This window comes from Pseudomonas sp. GNP014 (assembly GCF_054344005.1).
Map to the genome: position 1 here is coordinate 1603612 of NZ_JBTGUS010000001.1, position 19948 is coordinate 1623559.

A 19948-nucleotide genomic window follows, 5' to 3' on the forward strand; every position below is an offset into this window, starting at 1 on the left:
TGACAGGCCGTAATCGCGAGCAGGCTCGCTCCCACAGTTGTTTTGGGTGTTTATTTGAAGTCGTTCTGCCGCCACGCTTCGTACACGGCCACCGCCACGGTGTTGGACAGGTTCAGGCTGCGGCAGCCTTCGCGCATCGGCAGGCGCAGGCGCTGTTCTGCCGGTAGGGCGTCCAGCACCTCAGGCGGCAGGCCACGGCTTTCCGGGCCGAAGATGAATGCATCGCCCGGGACAAACGCGGCATCATGAAACGGTCGCGAGCCCTTGGTGGTAAACGCGAACAAGCGCGGGTTGCCCAGGCTTTCCAGGCAACTGGCCAGATCGGCGTGGCGCTGCAGGGTGGCATATTCGTGGTAGTCGAGACCGGCGCGGCGCAGGCGCTTGTCGTCCATCTCGAAACCCAAGGGTTCGATCAAATGCAGGTGGCAGCCGCTGTTGGCGCACAGCCTGATAACGTTGCCGGTATTCGGCGGAATTTCTGGTTGGAAAAGGATGACGTGAAACATGCACGGCTCCGAAGGTAAAGATGACGCGCATTCTACGCCGCAAGCGGACCCGCGTTCGAAACTATTCCCGCGGGTGATCGGTTCGCTGGCGATTTTCGGGCTGATGGTCGGGCTGATGATCGGCCGCCTGACCACGCCGGATCCGAGTGTGTTGCAGCAGGTCGAGGTGACTGACGGCGGCCTGGTGGTGTGGTTCAACAATGAACCCAAACTGCACGGCGAGATCGTCGACGGCGCGGTGGCGTTGCTGTTCCAGGCTGAGGGCAAGGCGCAGAAGGGCCAGCTCAAGCTCAACGGCAAGGACGTCAACTGGCGTACGCGTGTGAGTGATGGTGGTTTGTTGCTGACGGTGCTGGCGGCACGGCCGCTACAGGGGGACTGGGCCGGCAGTCAGGTCGATGACCGCTGGCGGCTGGAGATCCATCTCCGGGAGCAATAAAAGCGGGAATCCCCGGCCTGCCTGTACCAGGGTTCCCAAAATGGTTGGACTTCGCTGAAAGCGTCGGTCCGATGTAAAGAGGGAACCCCCGGCCTGCCTGTACCAAGGATCCCAAAAGGGTGGGCGCATCGCGTTGCGGTGTGCGCCCGGTGTAAAGAGGGGATTCCCCGGCCTGCCTGTACCAAGGTCCCCGAAACGGGTGGTGAATCGAATCACCTGTGAGGGTTATTGCAGGGCGCGTGCCAGGTTTTCAGTTTTTCAAACTAAAGCAGTTTTCAGAAACCCGAAAGCCCCGTAATCCGGGGCTTTCGTGATTTTAAAATTTAAGTTTTGCGGTGATTCCAGGGGCGGTTTTTTACTGAGGGCTGTGCGCAATCGCGGGTCAACGTGCATTGTGGTGGTGCACGAAAGCCCCTCACCCTAACCCTCTCCCAGAGGGAGAGGGGACTGACCGGGGGATGTCGAAGTGATACGCCGAGGTGAAATTGCTTTGCCGAATCCAAAGTCGACCCAACGCGTCAGGTCGATGGACAGTGCATGACCGACTCGGTCGGCGCCCTCTCCCAGAGGGAGAGGGGACTGACCGAGGGATGTCGAAGAGATACGCCGAGGTGAAATTGCTTTGCCGAATCCAAAGTCGACCCAACGCGTCAGGTCGATGGACAGTGCATGACCGACTCGGTCGGCCCCCTCTCCCATTGGGAGAGGGCTGGGGTGAGGGGCTGGATGGCGAATGCGAAGAAGGTTTTAGCGAACGGCGCCTTAACCCTCATCCCCCTCCTCATCATCGCCACCATCAACCTTCATCCCCAATTCCTTGATCTTGCGCGTCAGGGTGTTGCGACCCCAACCGAGCAATACCGCCGCATCACGACGCCGACCGGCTGTGTGCTTGAGTGCAGTCTCGATCATGATCCGCTCAAACGCCGGCACCGCGCTGTCGAGCAAACTCGACTGGCCACGGGCCAAGGCCTGATCGGCCCACTGGCGCAGCGCCTGCTCCCAGTTGGTCACCGGTGCCGAATCCTGCGGCAGGCTCAGCAACTCTGGCGGCAGATCGCTGATATGCACTTCGCGCCCGGAGGCCATTACGGTGATCCAGCGGCACGTGTTCTCCAGCTGCCGCACGTTGCCCGGCCACGGCAGGTTTTTCAGGTATTCCTCGGTCTCGCTTTTCAGCAGCTTCGGCTCGACCGCCAATTCTTGCGCGGCGCGGCTGAGGAAATGCTTGGCCAGGGTCGGAATGTCTTCACGGCGATCCGACAGACGCGGGATGTGGATGCGGATCACGTTGAGGCGGTGGAACAAGTCCTCACGGAATTTCCCGGCGTGTACCAGGGTTTCCAGATTCTGGTGCGTCGCGGCGATGATCCGCACATCGACTTTGACCGGCACATGCCCGCCAACGCGATAGAACTCGCCGTCCGCGAGAACCCGCAACAGACGCGTCTGGGTATCGGCGGGCATGTCGCCGATTTCATCGAGGAACAGCGTCCCGCCGTCAGCCTGTTCGAAGCGGCCGCGACGCAGGTTGGCCGCGCCGGTGAACGCGCCTTTTTCGTGGCCGAACAGCTCTGACTCCATCAGGTCCTTGGGGATCGCCGCCATGTTCAGTGCGATGAACGGCGAGGCCGCGCGCGGGCTGTGGCGGTGCAGGGCGTGGGCCACCAGTTCTTTACCGGTGCCGGATTCGCCGTTGATCAGCACGGTGATGTTGGAGTGGCTCAAGCGGCCGATGGCGCGAAACACTTCCTGCATCGCCGGCGCTTCGCCGATGATTTCCGGGGTGCGGGTCAGCGCGGGCACGACTTCCAGGCCTTGTTGTTCCTGCGCGTGCTGGTTGGCGCGTTTGACCAGCGATACCGCTTCATCCACGTCGAACGGCTTGGGCAGGTATTCGAATGCGCCGCCCTGATAGGAGGCGACGGCGCTGTCCAGGTCGGAGTGAGCGGTCATGATGATGACCGGCAACCGTGGATGTTGTTCGCGAATCCGTGCGAGCAGGTCGAGGCCGCTGGCGCCGGGCATGCGGATGTCGGAAATGATCACGTCAGGCTGCTGGCGGGCCAGGCGACTCATCACGCCATCGGCGCTGTCGAAGCTCTGGGTGGTCATGCCTTCCTGCTGCAAGGCCTTTTCCAGAACCCAACGGATAGAACGGTCGTCATCGACGATCCACACAGTTTCACTACGGCTCATGTCGATGTGGCTCCTTGTTCCAGTGGCAGAAAGATCGAGAACGTGGTGTGGCCTGGATGGCTGTCACACTCGATCAGGCCCTGGTGCTGGCTGATGATGTTCTGGGTAATGGCCAGGCCCAGTCCGGTACCGTCCGGACGACCACTGACCATGGGAAAGAAAATGGTTTCCTGAAGTTCCGCCGGGATCCCCGGGCCGTTGTCGATGATCTCGATCTTGGTCACCAGACGATGGCGGACGTGGCCGATGGTGAACTGGCGCATCGTTCGCGTGCGCAGGCTGATGCGACCCAGGCGCAGCTCGTTCTGGCTGCTGATCGCTTGCATGGCGTTGCGCACGATGTTCAGCACGGCCTGAATCATTTGCTCGCGGTCGATCAACACGTCGGGAATGCTCGGGTCGTAATCGCGCACCAGCGTGATGCAGCCCTGACTCTCCGCCTCGACCAATTGGCAGACACGCTCCAGCACTTCGTGGACGTTGCACATGGCCAGCGACGGCAGCTTGTTCGAGCCGAGCATGCGATCAACCAGATTGCGCAGGCGGTCGGCCTCTTCAATGATCACGTTGGTGTAGTCGCGCAGACTGTCTTCCGGCAGTTCGCGGGCCAGCAACTGCGCCGCGCCGCGGATGCCGCCGAGGGGATTCTTGATCTCATGGGCGAGGCCGCGCACCAGCATCTTGCTGGTCTCCTGTTTGGACAGTTGCGCCTCTTCCTTGGTGATCCGCAGCAGCCGGTCACGCGGGTGCACTTCCAGCAGAAGCATGGTTGCGCCGTTGCTGAGGATTGGCGTCACCGCGTAGTCCACGGTCAGGGTCTGGCCGGTGAGGGCGGTGAGCATGGCTTCGCGTTTGGTGAACGGGTGCGCCTGCTCAACCGCCTGGCGCAGCGAGTTGAGCGCTTCGGTGGACTCGGTGAACAGCTCGCTGATGAACTGCCCATGGCTGCGCTGGCCGCTGATGGCCAGCAGCATTTCCGCCGCCGGGTTCATATATTCGAGGCGCAATTCGGCGTCGAGCAGAATGGTGGCGGTGGTCAGGTTGTCGAGCAGCAAACGGTGGATTGCGTCGCTAATAGTCATCGGAGCCTCTTTTGGGGGCGGAGCGTGCGCAAGAAGCAGGCGTCGTTAAACGGAAAATGCAAAAACCAAACCAAGGCTCCGAAAAGAAGCGTTCAACCCCTGAAACGGGCGTTTGACGCTCGTTTGCGTGGCGCCATTGCGGCTGGAACGGGAAGTTTCGAACCAAAATGGGTTGGAATGTGGGTACGGTGCAGTCTATTGCACCAATATAGTGCGCAAAGCTGAACGGCGTTAGAAGAAACGCAGGAAGGGGTTTTTCGGCTCGGGCGGTTTGTCTTTCAGCGGACATTCCGGGCGTACGCCGTAGTCTTCGCTGACGCAGGGTTTGACTTGACGTTTCTGCGCCAGCGAGATGCGCAGCATGTGGAACGGCTGGTTGGCGGTGCGTTCGACGATGCGGCCCTGTTCATCAAGGATTTCCACCGACAAGTGGTGGCTGCCACGGTCGATGTTACTCAACGGGAACACCGGGCTCAGGCCTGGCTCGCCAGTGGCCTGGCCGTCGAGCAGCAGGCGGTAGCGATGGCCTTGCTGCAGCCCCGGTTCGCTGGTGACGCTGACGATCACCTCGCCCGCGCTGCTGCGAATGGTCGCATCCGGCTCGGGGATCAGGATGCGCAGCATGTCGTAGTGGAACAGCGGTGGTTCCGGGGATTTTTGTGTCGCGCGCAGCGGCGCAGCCGCCGTGGGATTGGCCGACATGCGGTTGCTGGTCGCGATAGGCACACGCTTGGCGTTGCCACGCGGCTGGTCGGTGTAGACGCGATTGCCCTGGGCATCGACATAGGTGAAGACCTCGGCGTGAACGGGCAGAGCGAACAGGCACAGGATCAGCCAGAAAATCCTCATGGCGTGTGCACCCGCTGCACGGTGAACGTCACCGCCGGGCTCTGCTGGATGATCGTTTCGCCGTCGATCACCTGCACCGCGAGACGATGCTCCCCGCGATCAATATTCACCAGTTGCAGGATCGGCACGTTGCTCGACTGGCCGTAAGGCGCGTCGTCCAATACCAGCCTGAGTTGGTGCGGCGACTGCAGGCGCGGCTTGATCAGCACGTTGACGGTGAAGGTGCCGTTGTTGGCGCGCAGGGCTTCTTCGGTAGGCAGGCCGGTCAGCTCCAGCACTGCATAAGCGTTGCGGGCCGCTGGGCGATTGTCCGTGCTGGCGGGCGCCGGGGCGCGCGGTGCCTGTGGTTCGACGCTGTTGAGCGGTGGCAGCTCCACTGGCTGCGCCTGTACGCCGTCCGGCGAGTGATCGCTGTACACCGTGTGGCCGTTGGCGTCGGTGTACTTGTAGATCTGCGCGGCGGCGGGCAGGGCGATCAGCAGCAGGATGTAGAGAAAGGTGCGACCCATGAAATCGACCGGGAAAGAAAGCGATGGGGTGCAGCATAGGCGAGGTGCGGCGGTTGGCCCAACCCGAGACAGATCCGGAAATCATTCGGACGCCAAAATTTCCTGTAGGAGTGAGCCTGCTCGCGATGACGTTGTATCCGTCACTCTCACTTGCAATGACCCACCGCTATCGCGCGCAGGCTCACTCCTGCAGGAATATGGGGCGGCCATAAAATCCGGGCGATAAAAAAGGCCTCCCGAAGGAGGCCTCTTTTTGTCACGCCGTTTAGCGCGGCGCTACCGGATCAGCAGCTGTAGTACAGCTCATATTCCAGTGGGTGTACGAAGGTGCGAACCTTGATTTCTTCTTCGGATTTCAGCGCGATGTAAGCGTCGATGAAGTCGTCGGAGAACACGCCGCCCTTGGTCAGGAACGCACGGCCCTTGTCCAGCTCTTCCAGGGCTTCTTTCAGGCTGCCGCAAACTTGTGGGATCTCTTTCGCCTCTTCAGGCGGCAGGTCGTACAGGTTTTTGTCAGCGGCATCGCCTGGGTGGATCTTGTTCTGGATACCGTCCAGGCCGGCCATCAGCAGAGCTGCGAATGCCAGGTACGGGTTGGCAGCCGGATCCGGGAAGCGTGCTTCGATACGACGGCCGCGTGGGCTGTTGACGTAAGGAATACGGATCGAGGCGGAACGGTTGCGCGCCGAGTAGGCCAGCATTACCGGGGCTTCGAAACCTGGCACCAGACGCTTGTAGGAGTTGGTGGCCGGGTTGGTGAAGCCGTTCAGCGCTTTACCGTGCTTGATGATACCGCCGATGAAGTACAGGGCGGTTTCGGACAGGCCGGCATAGCCTTCGCCAGCGAAGGTGTTCTTGCCGTCTTTGGCGATGGACATGTGGACGTGCATGCCCGAGCCGTTGTCGCCGTACAGTGGCTTCGGCATGAAGGTCGCGGTGCGGCCGTAAGCGTCGGCAACGTTGTGTACAACGTATTTCAGAGTCTGAACTTCGTCAGCTTTCTTCACCAGGGTGTTGAACTTGACACCAATTTCGTTCTGGCCGGCAGTCGCCACTTCGTGGTGGTGAACTTCAACGGTCTGGCCCATCTCTTCCAGTGCGTTGCACATGGCAGTACGGATTTCGTGGTCGTGGTCGAACGGCGGAACCGGGAAGTAGCCACCTTTGACGCCAGGACGGTGACCTTTGTTGCCGCCTTCGATGTCCTGGTCGGACATCCACGAACCTTGTTCGGAGTAGATCTTGAACATCGAGCCGGAGATGTCCGACTTGAACTTCACTTCGTCGAAGATGAAGAATTCCGGTTCTGGACCGGCGAAGACGGTGTCACCGATACCGGTGGTCTTCAGGTATTCCTCGGCGCGGTGAGCAATGGCGCGCGGGTCACGATCGTAACCTTGCATGGTCGACGGTTCGATGATGTCGCACACCAGGATCAGGGTGGCGTCTTCGGTGAACGGGTCGAGAACGGCAGTGTCGTCGTCCGGCAGCAGGATCATGTCGGAGGCTTCGATGCCTTTCCAGCCAGCGATGGAGGAACCGTCGAACATCTTGCCGACTTCGAAGAAGTCGTCTTCCAGCGCATCGCGAGCCGGCATGGTCACGTGGTGCTGAGTGCCTTTGGTGTCCGTGAAGCGCAGATCAATCCACTTGACGTCATGATCTTTGATGAGTTGAACCGACTTCGACATAGTGTCCTCCGGGTGGCTTAGGGCTTGGTAGTGGATGCCCTTAATATGGGTGATGCCGGCGCAGATACTCTGCCAAGGCAACCTGCCTCACAAGGGAGCAAATTGCATGCCAGTGCCCCAGCATGGGTTTTTTGCCCCAAATTCACGCTTCTAATGGAGCAAATCGCCAGAAAGGCGAAAATCTCGCCCTTTAATGTAGCGCTCGATTCTGAAAATGACCTGTTTTGGTGCACGCAAAACCTTATGCACATTAACTGGTTAAACCTTGAGCAATTTCCGCTATAATCCGCGCCCCCCTTTTTCGGCTGGCCCTGCGCGCGCTGTTTTCATGAAACTAATCGTAAAAGTCTTCCCCGAGATCACCATCAAGAGTCGACCTGTCCGGACGAAATTTATCCGCCAGTTGGCCAAAAACATCCGCGCCGTGCTCCGCGATCTGGACCCGGCTGTGGTGGTGAACGGTGTGTGGGACAACCTCGAGCTGGAAACCCGCGTAGCCGACGCCAAAGCCCAGAAAGAGATGGTCGAGCGTCTGAGCTGCATGCCGGGCATTGCCCACCTGTTGCAGATCGACGAGTACCCGCTGGGCGACTTCGACGACATCACCGAAAAGTGCAAACAGCACTACGGTGATGCACTGGCCGGGAAGATTTTTTCGGTGCGCTGCAAGCGCGCGGGCAAGCACACGTTCAGCTCGATGGACGTCGAAAAATACGTCGGCAGCAAGCTGCGCCGTGAGTGCGGTGCTGCCGGTATCGACCTGAAAGCGCCACAAATCGAAGTGCGCATCGAAGTTCGCGACAAACGGTTGTTCGTCATCCACAGTCAGCACAACGGCATCGGCGGTTACCCGCTCGGCGCGTTGGAGCAGACGCTGGTATTGATGTCCGGCGGCTTTGACTCGACCGTTGCCGCCTACCAGATCATGCGCCGTGGCCTGATGGCGCACTTCTGCTTCTTTAATCTGGGCGGTCGTGCCCACGAATTGGGCGTGATGGAAGTCGCGCATTTCATCTGGAAGAAGTACGGCAGCTCGCAACGCGTGCTATTTGTCAGTGTTCCGTTCGAAGAAGTGTTGGGCGAAATTCTCGGCAAAGTCGATAACAGTCATATGGGCGTCGTATTGAAGCGTATGATGTTGCGCGCGTCCTCCGCCATTGCCGACCGCCTGCACATTGATGCCCTGGTGACCGGCGAAGCGATCTCCCAGGTGTCGAGCCAGACGCTGCCGAATCTGTCGGTGATCGACTGCGTGACCGACAAGCTGGTCCTGCGTCCGCTGATCGTGGCGCACAAGCAGGACATCATCGACACGGCCAACGAGATCGGCACCGCCGATTTCGCCCGGCACATGCCGGAGTACTGCGGGGTCATTTCGGTCAATCCGAAGACAGCCGCCAAACGCGGTCGTGTTGAGCACGAAGAGAAAGAATTCGACATGGCGGTGCTCGAGCGTGCGCTCGAAAACGCCAAACTGGTGCCGATCGATCGGGTGATCGACGAATTGGGCCAGGACGTACAGATTGAAGAAGTCAGCGAAGCACTGGCCGGTCAGATCGTCATCGACATCCGTCACCCGGATGCCGCCGAGGATGAGCCGCTGGAAATCGCTGGCGTAGAAGTACAGACGATGCCGTTCTACGCAGTGAACGCTCGTTTCAAGGAGCTGGATCCGACTCGCCAGTACCTGCTGTATTGCGACAAAGGCGTGATGAGTCGCCTGCATGCTCACCATTTGCTCAGTGAGGGGCATGCCAATGTGCGCGTTTATCGACCGAGCTAAGTGCCCGGGGCTGTTTGCCTGTGGCCTGCGTCACCGGCCCCCCGACACCGCCGTCAAGCTGTAACGGCCATGCCGGACACTACTGTTAATCGCTGCCAAGACTTGTCAGCAAACCGAATCCTCTGATCGAGATACACAAGTGATCGAAAATCTACGTAACATCGCCATCATTGCCCACGTTGACCATGGTAAGACCACCCTGGTAGACAAACTCCTGCGTCAATCCGGCACCCTGGAGCGCAACGAGCTCAACGACGAGCGCGTGATGGACTCCAACGACCAGGAAAAAGAGCGCGGTATTACCATTCTGGCGAAAAACACCGCCATCAACTGGAACGGCTACCACATCAACATCGTGGACACCCCGGGCCACGCCGACTTCGGCGGCGAAGTTGAACGCGTAATGTCGATGGTTGACTCCGTTCTGCTGCTGGTTGACGCTCAAGACGGCCCTATGCCGCAAACCCGTTTCGTGACCAAGAAGGCGTTCGAAGCCGGCCTGCGTCCAATCGTGGTAATCAACAAGGTTGACCGTCCAGGCGCGCGTCCGGACTGGGTTCTGGACCAGATCTTCGACCTGTTCGACAACCTCGGTGCGACCGAAGAACAACTGGACTTCCAGGTGGTTTACGCCTCGGCCCTGAACGGCATTGCCGGTCTGGATCACACCGCCATGGCTGAAGACATGACTCCGCTGTACCAAGCGGTCGTCGATCACGTTCCGCCTCCGGCCGTTGACCGTGACGGTCCGTTCCAGATGCAGATCTCCGCACTGGACTACAACAGCTTCCTGGGTGTTATCGGTGTTGGCCGTATCGCTCGTGGTCGCGTCAAGCCGAACACCCCGGTTGTCGCTATCAGCGCCGACGGCAAGCGCCGCAACGGTCGTATCCTGAAGCTGATGGGTCACCACGGTCTGCACCGCATTGACGTTGAAGAAGCAGCGGCCGGCGACATCGTCTGCATCAGCGGCTTCGACGAGCTGTTCATCTCCGACACTCTGTGCGATATCAACACCGTCGAGGCGATGAAGCCACTGACCGTTGACGAGCCAACCGTTTCCATGACCTTCCAGGTAAACGACTCGCCATTCTGCGGTAAAGAAGGCAAGTTCGTGACCTCCCGTAACATCAAGGATCGTCTGGACAAAGAGCTGCTGTACAACGTTGCACTGCGCGTTGAAGAAGGCGACTCGGCTGACAAGTTCAAGGTTTCCGGCCGTGGTGAGCTGCACCTCTCGGTACTGATCGAAACCATGCGTCGCGAAGGCTTCGAGCTGGCCCTGGGCCGTCCTGAAGTGATCATCCGTGAAGTTGACGGCGTGAAGCAGGAACCGTTCGAAAACGTAACCATCGACATCCCTGAAGAGTCGCAGGGCAAGGTCATGGAAGAGATGGGTCTGCGTAAGGGCGACCTGAGCAACATGGTGCCGGATGGCAAGGGCCGTGTTCGTCTGGAATACAACATCCCTGCTCGCGGTCTGATCGGTTTCCGTAACCAGTTCCTGACCCTGACCAACGGTGCTGGCATCCTGACCTCGATCTTCGACCGTTACGCTCCAGTGAAGTCGGGCCACATGTCCGGCCGTCAGAACGGCGTTCTGGTTTCGGTTGAAACCGGCAAGGCACTGACCTACTCGCTGGAAACCCTGCAGGCTCGTGGCAAGCTGTTCGTAGAACACGGCCAGGAGATCTACAACGGTCAAATCGTTGGTCAGAACAGCCGCGACAACGACCTGGGTGTAAACCCTACCAAAGGCAAGAAGCTCGACAACATGCGTGCTTCGGGTAAAGACGAAACCATCGCTCTGGTACCACCTGTTCGCTTCACCTTGGAACAGGCTCTGGAATACATCCAGGAAGACGAGCTGTGCGAAGTCACGCCTAAGTCCATCCGTCTTCGCAAGAAGATCCTGGACGAAAGCGAGCGTACCCGCGCTGCCAAGAAAGCCAAGGCGTAATTTAGCCCTGGAATAAAAAACGCCCCCGGTCGCGAGACCGGGGGCGTTTTTGTTTGTCTGGGGGAAGTGCAGATTGGGCCTTGAAGATCAAAAGCCCCTCACCCTAGCCCTCTCCCGGAGGGAGAGGGGACTAAATGGGGGATATTCATGAGATGCATCGACTTGGAAGAATTCTGCTGAATCCATAAACGATGTGGTCGGGCTTTATCGAGTCGACAATCGACTGGGTGTTTCAGGTCGATGTATTGCGCCAGACACCTCGGTCGGCCCCCTCTCCCTCCGGGAGAGGGGACTGAATTTGGGATGCTTGAGAAGTCCGCCGACCTGAAAATGCTGCGATGAATCCATAATCGACTGGATTTTTCAGGTCGACGTATAGCGCCAGACACCTCGGTTGGCCCCCTCTCCCTCCGGGAGAGGGCTGGGGTGAGGGTTGGCTTTTAGAACTTCTCGATCGACCGCGAATTCTGCACCCGCTCGACTTCTTTCGGCTTGTACGCGCAATACCCCGGACGCGGGCCGATTTTCGGGTGGTTGCGGCAGGTGTCCGGGCGCTTGTCATAAATGGTGCACAGGCGGCTCTTACGATCCAGGTAGTAGCAATCGTTGTTGCTCATGCGCTGCAGGGTGAAGATCCCCGACTTCTGGTTGAAGCGCTCGACCAGCCCTTCCTTTTGCAGGCGCTTGGCGATGTTCTTCGGTGGATCGCCCAGCTCGAACTCGTCGACCACGCCGATGCGCACCAGGTCCTTGATCTTGACCTCGACCGGCAGCGTGCAGCAGCTGGAGACACAAGAGCCGCACATCGGGGCCGAATATTTGGCCCACGTATCGAGACGGTCGATCTCGGCGGCGGCAATCAGGTTGGGCTTCATCATCGGGAGTTACCAGGCGTGTATGCATCAGGGCGCGCGATCATACCGGGACTGGTGGATTTTTGAACAACCTTTCGCCAGATTTTTTCTACAGACAGGCCGGCGGCCGGACAATTCGGCACAACCCCTGCATTCATTAGCCCACTCGCCAAGGTTATGTCGGGCTATCTCACCGTCTTCGGAAATACTGCAGAACCTGCGCCTCTACCGTCGGTCAGACCGTCTAGGCTCAGACAATTCCCCGCTCGCTCGAGGTCCTATCGATGACTCAAGAACCACTAGTTCGCGAAGCAGAGGTGGCCGCATTCCGCGACGCCGTCCTGACCAAGCTCACCTATGCAGTGGGCAAAGACCCGGATCACGCCTTTGACCATGACTGGTTCGAGGCCATTGCCCTGGCGGCCCGCGACCACATGGTCGAACACTGGATGGACCACACCCGGCAGATTTACCGCAAAGGCCAGAAGCGGGTGTATTACCTCTCGCTGGAATTTCTCATCGGCCGTTTGCTCTACGACAGCCTGAGCAACCTTGGCCTGCTCGATGTCGCCCGTGAAGCGCTGACTGAGCTCGGTGTCGATCTGGAGCGGATTCGCCTGCTTGAGCCGGATGCGGCACTCGGCAACGGCGGCCTCGGCCGGCTGGCGGCGTGCTTCATGGAAAGCATGTCGACCCTCGGCATCGCCGGGCATGGTTACGGGATTCGCTATGAACACGGTTTGTTCCGTCAGGCCATCGTCGATGGCTGGCAGCAGGAGCAGACCGAACACTGGCTGGATTTCGGCAACCCGTGGGAGTTCGAGCGTCCGGAAGTGGTGTACAGCATCGGCTTCGGCGGCAGCGTCGAAACCGTCACCGATGCCAGCGGCAAGACCAGGCAGGTCTGGTCACCAGCGGAAACGGTACGCGCGATTGCCTACGACACACCGGTGGTCGGCTGGCGCGGGGCGAGCGTCAATACCCTGCGCCTGTGGCGCGCACGCGCCATGGAAGACCTGCACCTGGAGCGCTTCAACGCCGGTGACCATTTGGGCGCGGTGGCCGAAGTGGCCCGGGCGGAAAGTATCTCCCGCGTGCTCTACCCGGCGGACAGCACCGAAGCCGGGCAGGAACTGCGCCTGCGTCAGGAATACTTCTTTGTCGCCGCCTCCCTGCAGGACTTGCTGCGTCGTCATCGCAACATGCACACCTCGGTGCTGACCCTGGGCGATCACGCGGCGATTCAGCTCAACGACACGCACCCCTCGATTGCTGTCGCCGAACTGATGCGCCAACTGGTCGATGTCTACGACGTGGCCTGGGATGCAGCATGGCAAGTCACCGTCGACACGCTGTCGTACACCAACCACACACTGCTGCCGGAAGCGCTGGAAACCTGGCCGGTCGGCCTGATGGAGCGCATGCTGCCGCGGCACATGCAGATCATCTACCTGATCAATGCCCAGCACATCGACTCACTGCGAGCCAAGGGCATTCACGATTTCGACGTGCTGCGCGCAGTATCGCTGATCGAAGAGGACAACGGTCGCCGGGTGCGCATGGGCAACCTCGCGTTTCTCGGTTCGCACAGCGTCAACGGCGTGTCCGGGCTGCACACGCAGTTGATGCGCAAGACCGTATTCGCCGAACTGCACAAGCTTTATCCCGAGCGGATCAACAACAAAACCAACGGCATCACCTTCCGCCGCTGGTTGTTCCAGGCCAACTCCGAGCTGACCTCGATGCTGGTCGACGCACTCGGTCCGGAGGTTCTCGATAATCCCGAAGAGCGCCTGCTCGACCTCGAACCGTTCGCCGAGAAAACCGCGTTCCGCAAAGCCTTCGCCGAGCAACGCCTGCACAGCAAGAAAGCCTTGGCCTATCTGATTCACGAGCGGTTGGGCATCGCGGTCAATCCGGCAGCGATGTTCGACGTGCAGGTCAAACGGATCCACGAATACAAGCGCCAGTTGCTCAACCTGATGCACACCGTGGCGCTGTATCAGGCGATTCGTGCCGAGCCCGAAGTCGATTGGGTGCCGCGGGTGAAGATCTTCGCCGGCAAGGCGGCCGCGAGTTATCACCAGGCCAAATTGATCATCAAGCTGACCAACGACATCGCCCGTGTCGTCAACAATGACCCGACGGTGCGCGGCTTGCTGAAAGTGGTGTTTTTGCCCAACTACAACGTCAGCCTGGCCGAGAGCATCATTCCGGCGGCGGACTTGTCCGAGCAGATTTCCACGGCCGGTTTCGAAGCGTCGGGCACCAGCAACATGAAGTTCGGCCTCAACGGCGCGCTGACCATCGGCACCCTCGACGGCGCCAACGTGGAAATGTGCGAACGCATCGGTGCCGAGCACATGTTCATCTTCGGCCTCAGTGCGCAGCAGGTTGAAGCGCGCAAACAGAACCACGAGTTCAGTGCGGCGCCGGACATTGCCGCGTCGCATCGTTTGAGCGACGTGCTGCAAGCGATCCGCAGCGGCGTGTTCTCGCCGGATGACACCTCACGCTACACCGGGCTGATCGACTCGCTGGTGGACTACGACCGCTTCCTGGTCTGTGCCGACTTCGATTCCTACTGGGAAGCGCAGAAACGCGTTGAAGCGCACTGGCATGACAGCAACAACTGGTGGCGTTCGGCGGTGCTCAACACCGCGCGGATGGGCTGGTTCTCTTCCGATCGGACGATTCGCGAGTACGCCACGGATATCTGGAAAGCGCTGGAGTAACTTTTCACCCGGCTCGATATAATCGGCGCGCCGGAAAAGATCGCAGCCTTCGGCAGCTCCTGCACAGGTGTTCACATAACCCTGCAGGCGCTGCCGAAGGCTGCGATCTTTTTGGATCAGGCTGCGCTAATCTTCCCGGATTGGCCTTTGCGCTTAGGGATATCGACCATGCAATGGATGTTCATGTTGATCGGGCTGCTGCTCGGCTGGCTGCTCGACGAGTCGTTCAGTGATGCGCTGTTGGGTGCATTGCTGGGGCTGGTCATCGGTCAGACGATCCGTATTACCCGACTCGGCTCGCAGACTGCCGAGCACAAACGTCAACTTGAACAGGCAAAAGTCGCCTTGCAGGCTGTCGAGCAACGTCTGTTTCTGCTCGAAGGTGCCGGCGTAAGCACTGCACCACCGAGGGTTGCGCCGGCTCCGGAAGCCGTCGAACCGGTGTTCGTCGCCGAACAGGCACCCGCTGCCGCACCGGAACTGGTCTGGGAGTTACCGCCCGAGCTTGAGCCGCTTTCCGCCGTCGCCAGTGAAACCAGCCAGCCGCTACCGGCCGATGTCTGGCGTCTGGACGCCATCACCGACGAGCCAACAGCCCCTGCACAACCTGCTGAACCCCGTGGCCCGAACCTGATCGAGCGCGGCATCAGTGCCGCGCGCAACTGGCTGTTTGGCGGCAACACGGTGCTGCGAGTCGGCGTGGTGTTGCTGTTTTTCGGTCTGGCGTTCCTGTTGCGTTACGCCACCGAAGGCATGGTCGTGCCGATCGAGTTGCGCTACGCCGGGGTCGCGGCTGCGGCATTGGGACTGCTCGCGCTGGGTTGGTGGTTGCGCCGGCGCAACAGCAATTACGCGTTGATGCTGCAGGGCACCGGGATTGCGGTGCTGTATCTGACGGTGTTTGCGGCGATGCGTTTGCACCCGCTGCTTGATCCGTCGGCTGCGTTGGGGTTGCTGGTCGCGGTGACGGTGTTTTCGGCGATTCTGGCGATTACTCAAGATGCACTGGGCCTGGCCGCCGCCGCAGCGCTCGGCGGTTTCGCCGCGCCGATCCTGACCTCGACCGGGGCTGGCAACCATGTCGCGCTGTTCAGCTATTTCGCGTTGCTCAACGCCGGCATCCTTGCCATTGCCTGGTTCAAGGCCTGGCGGCTGCTCAACCTGATCGGTTTCGTCGGCACCTTCGGCATCGGTTTCGCCTGGGGCCTGCGCTCGTATGCGCCCGAGTTGTTGTGGAGTACCGAGCCGTTCCTGATTCTGTTCTTCCTGATGTACCTGGCCATCGGCCTGTTGTTCGCCCGTCGCAAGTTGCGCGACATGCCCGATGCGCCGGCAGATGGCGACCGCGAGGCATTGCTGCACTGGTCAGCGCGTAAAGGCGATTATGTCGACGGGACGATGCTGTTCGGCCCGCCGATCATTGGCTTCGGTTTGCAGTTCGCGCTGGTCCAGCATCTGGAGTTCGCGGCCGCTTTCAGTGCGCTGGCGCTGGGCATGATCTACATGGCGCTGGCCAGAGTGTTGATGGGCGGTCGCGCGGTGTTGCTGGGTGAAACCTGTCTGGCGCTCGGGGTGATTTTTGCCAGTCTGGCGATCCCGCTGGGACTCGATGCGCGCTGGACCTCGGCGGCGTGGGCGGTCGAAGGTGCAGGGATTTTCTGGCTGGGCCTGCGTCAACATCGACCGTTCGCCCGGGCCTTTGCGCTGCTGTTGCAACTGGGTTCGGCACTGGCGTTCCTCAGTCAATTGCGTCTCGGCGAAAGCAGTCTGCTTGACGGTGCACCGTTGGGCGCATTGATGCTCGGTATTGCGTTGCTGTTCAGTTTCTACCAACTGCGCAAGGCTTCACCGGAACAGGCATCGCCTTGGGAGCGCCAAGGCTTGCCGGTATTGGCGTGCCTGGGGCTGACCTTCCTTTATCTGCTGGCGCCGCTGTTTTTCTTCGTTCAGGCCACGGCGATCAGTTGGGCGCTGGCCGGGTTGGTGACGTTGTTTGTCGGTCTGCGCCTGCAGTCGCGCACGTTCCTGTTCACCGCGTTTGCCGTGCAGTTGCTCGGTGGCGCGTTGTTCCTGTTGCGCCTGCAAGGCGCGGGCGAGGATTCGGCGGCCGTGTTCAGCGCTGGCTGGAGCGGCTTGCTCAGTGCATCGCTGATCGGTCTGGCGTTGATCGCCGGCATGCTGTTGGCGGCTCGCGATGACATGGTGCGCGGTGACGTGCGTCTGCTGCGCGGTTTGTCGGTGGTGCTGCTGGCGGGGCTGGTGCTGATCAATCTGGCGGTGCTGTTCGTGCTGCCGTGGCAGACCGCGAGTGCGGTGTGGGCCGCCAGCGGTTTGCTGATCATCTGGCTGAGCCTGTACCTCAAGCAGCGGGTGAGTTTTGTCTTCGGGCTGTTGTTGCAGGTGATCGGTGGCGCGGCGTTTTTGCTGGCCGGCCCGCAATTGCTCGGGCCGCTGTCCAGCGAAGGCTTGCGGCCGCTGGCCCATGGCGGCTTCTGGACACCGCTGGTGCTGGGGCTGGCCGCGATGATCGGTGCGTGGCGCCTGCAACTGGGCAATCACGCCTCGGCCTTCGATGGGCTGAGTTTGCAGCGCTTGTCTGAAGTGTTGCTGGTGTGGGGCGCCGGTTGGTGGGCGCTGGCGTGGATCAGTGAAGTGCTGCGGTTTGCGCCGCTGCATCTGCAAGCCACGCTGTTGCTGCTGATCGCGGCGCTCAGCGTAGCGTTGTGGGCATGGTTGTCGCTGCGCCTGAAATGGTCGGCACTGGGCCTGCTCTGCACCTTGCTGATTCCGGCGGCAGGACTGGTGCTGCTGGCCGCCTGGCATTCGCGTTATCACCCGGCGGCAACCTTTGGCTGGCTGGCGTGGGCGCTGGTGTTCGCCGTGCATGTCTTCAGTTTGCGGCGGTTGGCGCCGATGCTGCCGGCGCGGGCCTTGAGCACTGCGCATGTGCTCGGCTGCTGGTTGCTGATCGGCGTGCTGGCGCTGGAGTTGCGCTACGGCCTGCTGCTGTTGTCCGAGCAATACAACGCCTGGCGCTGGCTGGGCTGGGCGATTCTGCCGAGCCTGTATCTGCTGTTGATGGCCGCGCCGCGCAACTGGCCGTGGCCGGTGGCGGCGTTCCCCCGCGAATACCGCTTGTACGCGGCCGCGCCGCTGGCGGTGCTGATGTTGGGCTGGTTCTGGCTGGCCAATGGTGTCAGTGACGGTAACGCCGAACCGCTGCCGTATGTGCCGCTGCTCAACCCGCTGGAGTTGGGGTTGCTGTTCGCACTGTTCGGGGTGTACGTCTGGTCGCGCAGCGCCGTGACACAACTGTCGATTCGCAAGGATTACGCCGAGTACGCCACGCAACTGGTCGCCGGTATTTCCTTGTTCGCCTTTTGCACCGCGCTGGTCACCCGCGCCGCTCACCATTGGGCGGGGATCCCGTTCGAACTCGATCAACTGCTTGCCTCGATGCTGGTGCAGGCCGGCTTGTCCATCGTCTGGACACTGATGGCGCTGGGACTGATGATCGGCGGACATCTGCGTCATCGCCGCGAGGTCTGGCTCGTCGGCGCCGCGCTGATTGCGCTGGTGGTGGCCAAACTGGTTTTTGTCGAATTGAGCAACCGTGGCGGCCTCGCCCGGATCGTCTCGTTTATCGGTGTCGGCGTGTTGTTACTGGTGGTGGGCTACTTTGCGCCGCTGCCGCCCAAACGCGTCGAGGCTGAACCGGCGGCGGACAAACCGGCCCCGGAAACCGAAGGAGTTTCATCTTGAGTCGCATGCTGAATCTGGGGTGGTTGGCGCTGGGCGTGGTGATGGCTGCCGGCGCCCAGGAAAAACCGGCGGACTTCGCCACGCAGGTGCCGCTGACCGTCAGTGGCAACGGCCCGTGGTACCGCCTCGAATTGCCCCTGAGCGCGCAGTTGCAGGCACGCCAGACCGACCTGAGTGACCTGCGGGTGTTCAACGCTGCCGGTGAGCCACAGGCTTACGCCTTGGCCCGTGAATCGGCGCAGACCCGCGACAACGGCCAGTTGCACGAAGTGAAGTGGTTCCCCCTGTACAACGCCGCCGATGCCAGCGAACGTGCACCGAATGTGCGGGTGCAATCGACCACCAGCGGCACGCTGGTCGAAGTGCAGCCCTCCAGCCAGTTGGAGGCCGGCGAAGAAGTGCTGCGTGGCTGGCTGTTGGATGCGAGCGCGATCAAAGCGCCGTTGCAGCAATTGATCCTTGACTGGACCAGTGAGCGCGACGGCTTTCAGCGCTTCAGCATCGAGGCCAGCGACGATTTGCAGCACTGGCAAGCCTGGGGCGAAGGTCAGGTCGCGCGGCTGACCTTTGCCGATGAGCGTATCGAACAGCATGAGGTGACGCTACCGGGGCAATCGGCGCGTTACCTGCGGCTGTTGTGGGAGTCGCCGAGTTCGGCGCCGATCCTCACGGCGGCACAACTGAAAAACAGTGATCCGCGCAACGTTCCGCTGCCGTTGGTCTGGTCGCAGTCATTGGCCGGCAATAGCACCAAGGCCGGTGAATACAGTTGGCAGTTGCCGATGGGGCTGAATGTCGAGCGGGTGCAGGTTGAACTGAAACAGCCGAACAGCCTGGCGCCCGTGACGCTGGCCGGCCGTCGCGAAAGCAGTTTGCCGTGGCAGACATTGAGCAGCGGTTTGCTGTATCGCCTGACGCAGAACGGTCAGGACGTGGTGCAGAACGAATTGCCGCTGTACGGGCAGACCGTGCAGCAGTTGAAATTGAATGTGGACGAGCGCGGCGGTGGTTTGGGCGAGCAGGCACCGAGTCTGAAATATGCGGTGCGGGCGACGCAGGTGATTTTCCTCGCACGTGGGGAGGGGCCGTATAGCCTGGCATTGGGTAACCCGAGTGTGAAACCGGCGAACCTGCCGCTGGCCACGCTGATTCCGGATTTCAAGCCGGAGAAACTCGCAGCCCTGGGCAAGGCGACGGTGGCGGGTGAAGTGCTCACCACTCAGGCTTCGCCTGCAACCACGACGGCCGCTGCCGAGACCAACTGGAAGAAAATCGGGTTATGGGCGGTGTTGTTGCTCAGTGTGGTTTTTCTTGGCGCGATGGCGTTCAGCTTGTTGCGCAAGCCACCGACCAACACCTGAGAATGGCCGGCGCTACGCGCCATTCGCTGGCAAGCCAGCTCCCACAGGTTATTGGGTGTAGACAAAACAGGTGAACGACCGAAGTCCTTGTGGGAGCTGGCTTGCCAGCGATGACGGCCGATCAATCAACAAAAATCTTCAAACTGCCGCTATCACTCAACCACCACCCGTCCCGAACCGGTCTACGCTAAACCCGCTACCTGAACTCTCCACTGACA

The 19948-nt window shown here is 60.6% G+C and carries 13 protein-coding genes; 6 read left to right on the forward strand and 7 right to left on the reverse strand.

Features of this window, described 5'->3' with window-relative positions; translation table 11 throughout:
* Nucleotides 1-50: 50 nt before the first annotated feature.
* The gene (locus tag ACXX9E_RS07360) at nucleotides 51-506 is read right to left on the reverse strand and encodes a tRNA (cytidine(34)-2'-O)-methyltransferase (protein WP_003220777.1); all 456 of its coding nucleotides are present in this window, start codon (nucleotides 504-506) and stop codon (nucleotides 51-53) included.
* Here ACXX9E_RS07360 and ACXX9E_RS07365 point away from each other — a divergent pair.
* Nucleotides 505-945, forward strand: a complete 441-nt coding sequence (locus ACXX9E_RS07365) for a hypothetical protein (protein ID WP_123470658.1) — start codon at nucleotides 505-507, stop codon at nucleotides 943-945. The two genes, ACXX9E_RS07360 and ACXX9E_RS07365, sit on opposite strands and share 2 nt — an antisense overlap.
* A 762-nt stretch (nucleotides 946-1707) precedes the next feature.
* Here ACXX9E_RS07365 and ntrC read toward each other — a convergent pair.
* The 5 genes from ntrC to glnA all read right to left on the reverse strand — a co-directional run bounded on the left by ntrC (nucleotide 1708) and on the right by glnA (nucleotide 7275).
* Nucleotides 1708-3144, reverse strand: a complete 1437-nt coding sequence (ntrC, locus tag ACXX9E_RS07370) for a nitrogen regulation protein NR(I) (RefSeq protein WP_123470660.1) — start codon at nucleotides 3142-3144, stop codon at nucleotides 1708-1710.
* Complete coding sequence (gene glnL, locus ACXX9E_RS07375) at nucleotides 3141-4226, reverse strand: nitrogen regulation protein NR(II) (protein ID WP_007909240.1); 1086 nt, start codon at nucleotides 4224-4226, stop codon at nucleotides 3141-3143. Before glnL ends, ntrC begins: the two co-directional genes overlap by 4 nt.
* 231 nt (nucleotides 4227-4457) lie before the next feature.
* Complete coding sequence (locus tag ACXX9E_RS07380; protein ID WP_322375419.1) at nucleotides 4458-5075, reverse strand: DUF4124 domain-containing protein; 618 nt, start codon at nucleotides 5073-5075, stop codon at nucleotides 4458-4460.
* A complete protein-coding gene (locus ACXX9E_RS07385; RefSeq protein ID WP_429541520.1) occupies nucleotides 5072-5584 on the reverse strand; it encodes a DUF4124 domain-containing protein in 513 nt (170 codons plus the stop codon). Before ACXX9E_RS07385 ends, ACXX9E_RS07380 begins: the two co-directional genes overlap by 4 nt.
* Nucleotides 5585-5868: 284 nt before the next feature.
* Nucleotides 5869-7275: a glutamate--ammonia ligase gene (gene glnA, locus ACXX9E_RS07390; RefSeq protein ID WP_007961736.1), complete on the reverse strand. Its 1407-nt coding sequence runs from the start codon at nucleotides 7273-7275 to the stop codon at nucleotides 5869-5871.
* 328 nt (nucleotides 7276-7603) lie between these two features.
* Here glnA and thiI point away from each other — a divergent pair, with 328 nt between their 5' ends.
* Nucleotides 7604-9058 carry a tRNA uracil 4-sulfurtransferase ThiI gene (thiI, locus tag ACXX9E_RS07395; protein ID WP_128616286.1) on the forward strand — a complete coding sequence of 485 codons (1455 nt, stop codon included), beginning with the start codon at nucleotides 7604-7606 and terminating at the stop codon, nucleotides 9056-9058.
* 139 nt (nucleotides 9059-9197) lie between these two features.
* Nucleotides 9198-11018, forward strand: coding sequence for a translational GTPase TypA (gene typA, locus ACXX9E_RS07400; protein WP_003220792.1), 1821 nt, complete (start codon nucleotides 9198-9200; stop codon nucleotides 11016-11018).
* Nucleotides 11019-11458: 440 nt separating this feature from the next.
* Here typA and ACXX9E_RS07405 read toward each other — a convergent pair whose 3' ends face one another.
* Nucleotides 11459-11896, reverse strand: coding sequence for a YkgJ family cysteine cluster protein (locus tag ACXX9E_RS07405; RefSeq protein ID WP_007961740.1), 438 nt, complete (start codon nucleotides 11894-11896; stop codon nucleotides 11459-11461).
* Between the two features lie 260 nt (nucleotides 11897-12156).
* Here ACXX9E_RS07405 and ACXX9E_RS07410 point away from each other — a divergent pair, with 260 nt between their 5' ends.
* The 3 genes from ACXX9E_RS07410 to ACXX9E_RS07420 all read left to right on the forward strand — a co-directional run bounded on the left by ACXX9E_RS07410 (nucleotide 12157) and on the right by ACXX9E_RS07420 (nucleotide 19730).
* Nucleotides 12157-14607 (forward strand): glycogen/starch/alpha-glucan phosphorylase, encoded by a 2451-nt coding sequence (locus ACXX9E_RS07410; protein ID WP_123470669.1) that lies wholly within the window; start codon nucleotides 12157-12159, stop codon nucleotides 14605-14607.
* 168 nt (nucleotides 14608-14775) lie between these two features.
* Nucleotides 14776-18369, forward strand: coding sequence for a DUF2339 domain-containing protein (locus ACXX9E_RS07415; RefSeq protein WP_458555238.1), 3594 nt, complete (start codon nucleotides 14776-14778; stop codon nucleotides 18367-18369).
* Nucleotides 18366-19730, forward strand: coding sequence for a DUF3999 domain-containing protein (locus tag ACXX9E_RS07420; RefSeq protein ID WP_186748501.1), 1365 nt, complete (start codon nucleotides 18366-18368; stop codon nucleotides 19728-19730). The genes ACXX9E_RS07415 and ACXX9E_RS07420 overlap by 4 nt, the downstream gene beginning before the upstream one ends.
* Nucleotides 19731-19948: the final 218 nt, after the last annotated feature.

Bases quoted from the DNA above. Each gene is read 5' to 3' on its own strand.
- thiI (WP_128616286.1), top strand. From the start codon at position 7,604: ATGAAACTAATCGTAAAAGTCTTCCCCGAGATCACCATCAAGAGTCGA.
- ACXX9E_RS07365 (WP_123470658.1), top strand. From the start codon at position 505: ATGCACGGCTCCGAAGGTAAAGATGACGCGCATTCTACGCCGCAAGCG.
- ACXX9E_RS07385 (WP_429541520.1), bottom strand. From the start codon at position 5,584: ATGGGTCGCACCTTTCTCTACATCCTGCTGCTGATCGCCCTGCCCGCC.
- ACXX9E_RS07360 (WP_003220777.1), bottom strand. From the start codon at position 506: ATGTTTCACGTCATCCTTTTCCAACCAGAAATTCCGCCGAATACCGGC.
- glnA (WP_007961736.1), bottom strand. From the start codon at position 7,275: ATGTCGAAGTCGGTTCAACTCATCAAAGATCATGACGTCAAGTGGATT.
- ntrC (WP_123470660.1), bottom strand. From the start codon at position 3,144: ATGAGCCGTAGTGAAACTGTGTGGATCGTCGATGACGACCGTTCTATC.
- ACXX9E_RS07415 (WP_458555238.1), top strand. From the start codon at position 14,776: ATGCAATGGATGTTCATGTTGATCGGGCTGCTGCTCGGCTGGCTGCTC.
- ACXX9E_RS07405 (WP_007961740.1), bottom strand. From the start codon at position 11,896: ATGATGAAGCCCAACCTGATTGCCGCCGCCGAGATCGACCGTCTCGAT.
- ACXX9E_RS07410 (WP_123470669.1), top strand. From the start codon at position 12,157: ATGACTCAAGAACCACTAGTTCGCGAAGCAGAGGTGGCCGCATTCCGC.
- ACXX9E_RS07380 (WP_322375419.1), bottom strand. From the start codon at position 5,075: ATGAGGATTTTCTGGCTGATCCTGTGCCTGTTCGCTCTGCCCGTTCAC.
- glnL (WP_007909240.1), bottom strand. From the start codon at position 4,226: ATGACTATTAGCGACGCAATCCACCGTTTGCTGCTCGACAACCTGACC.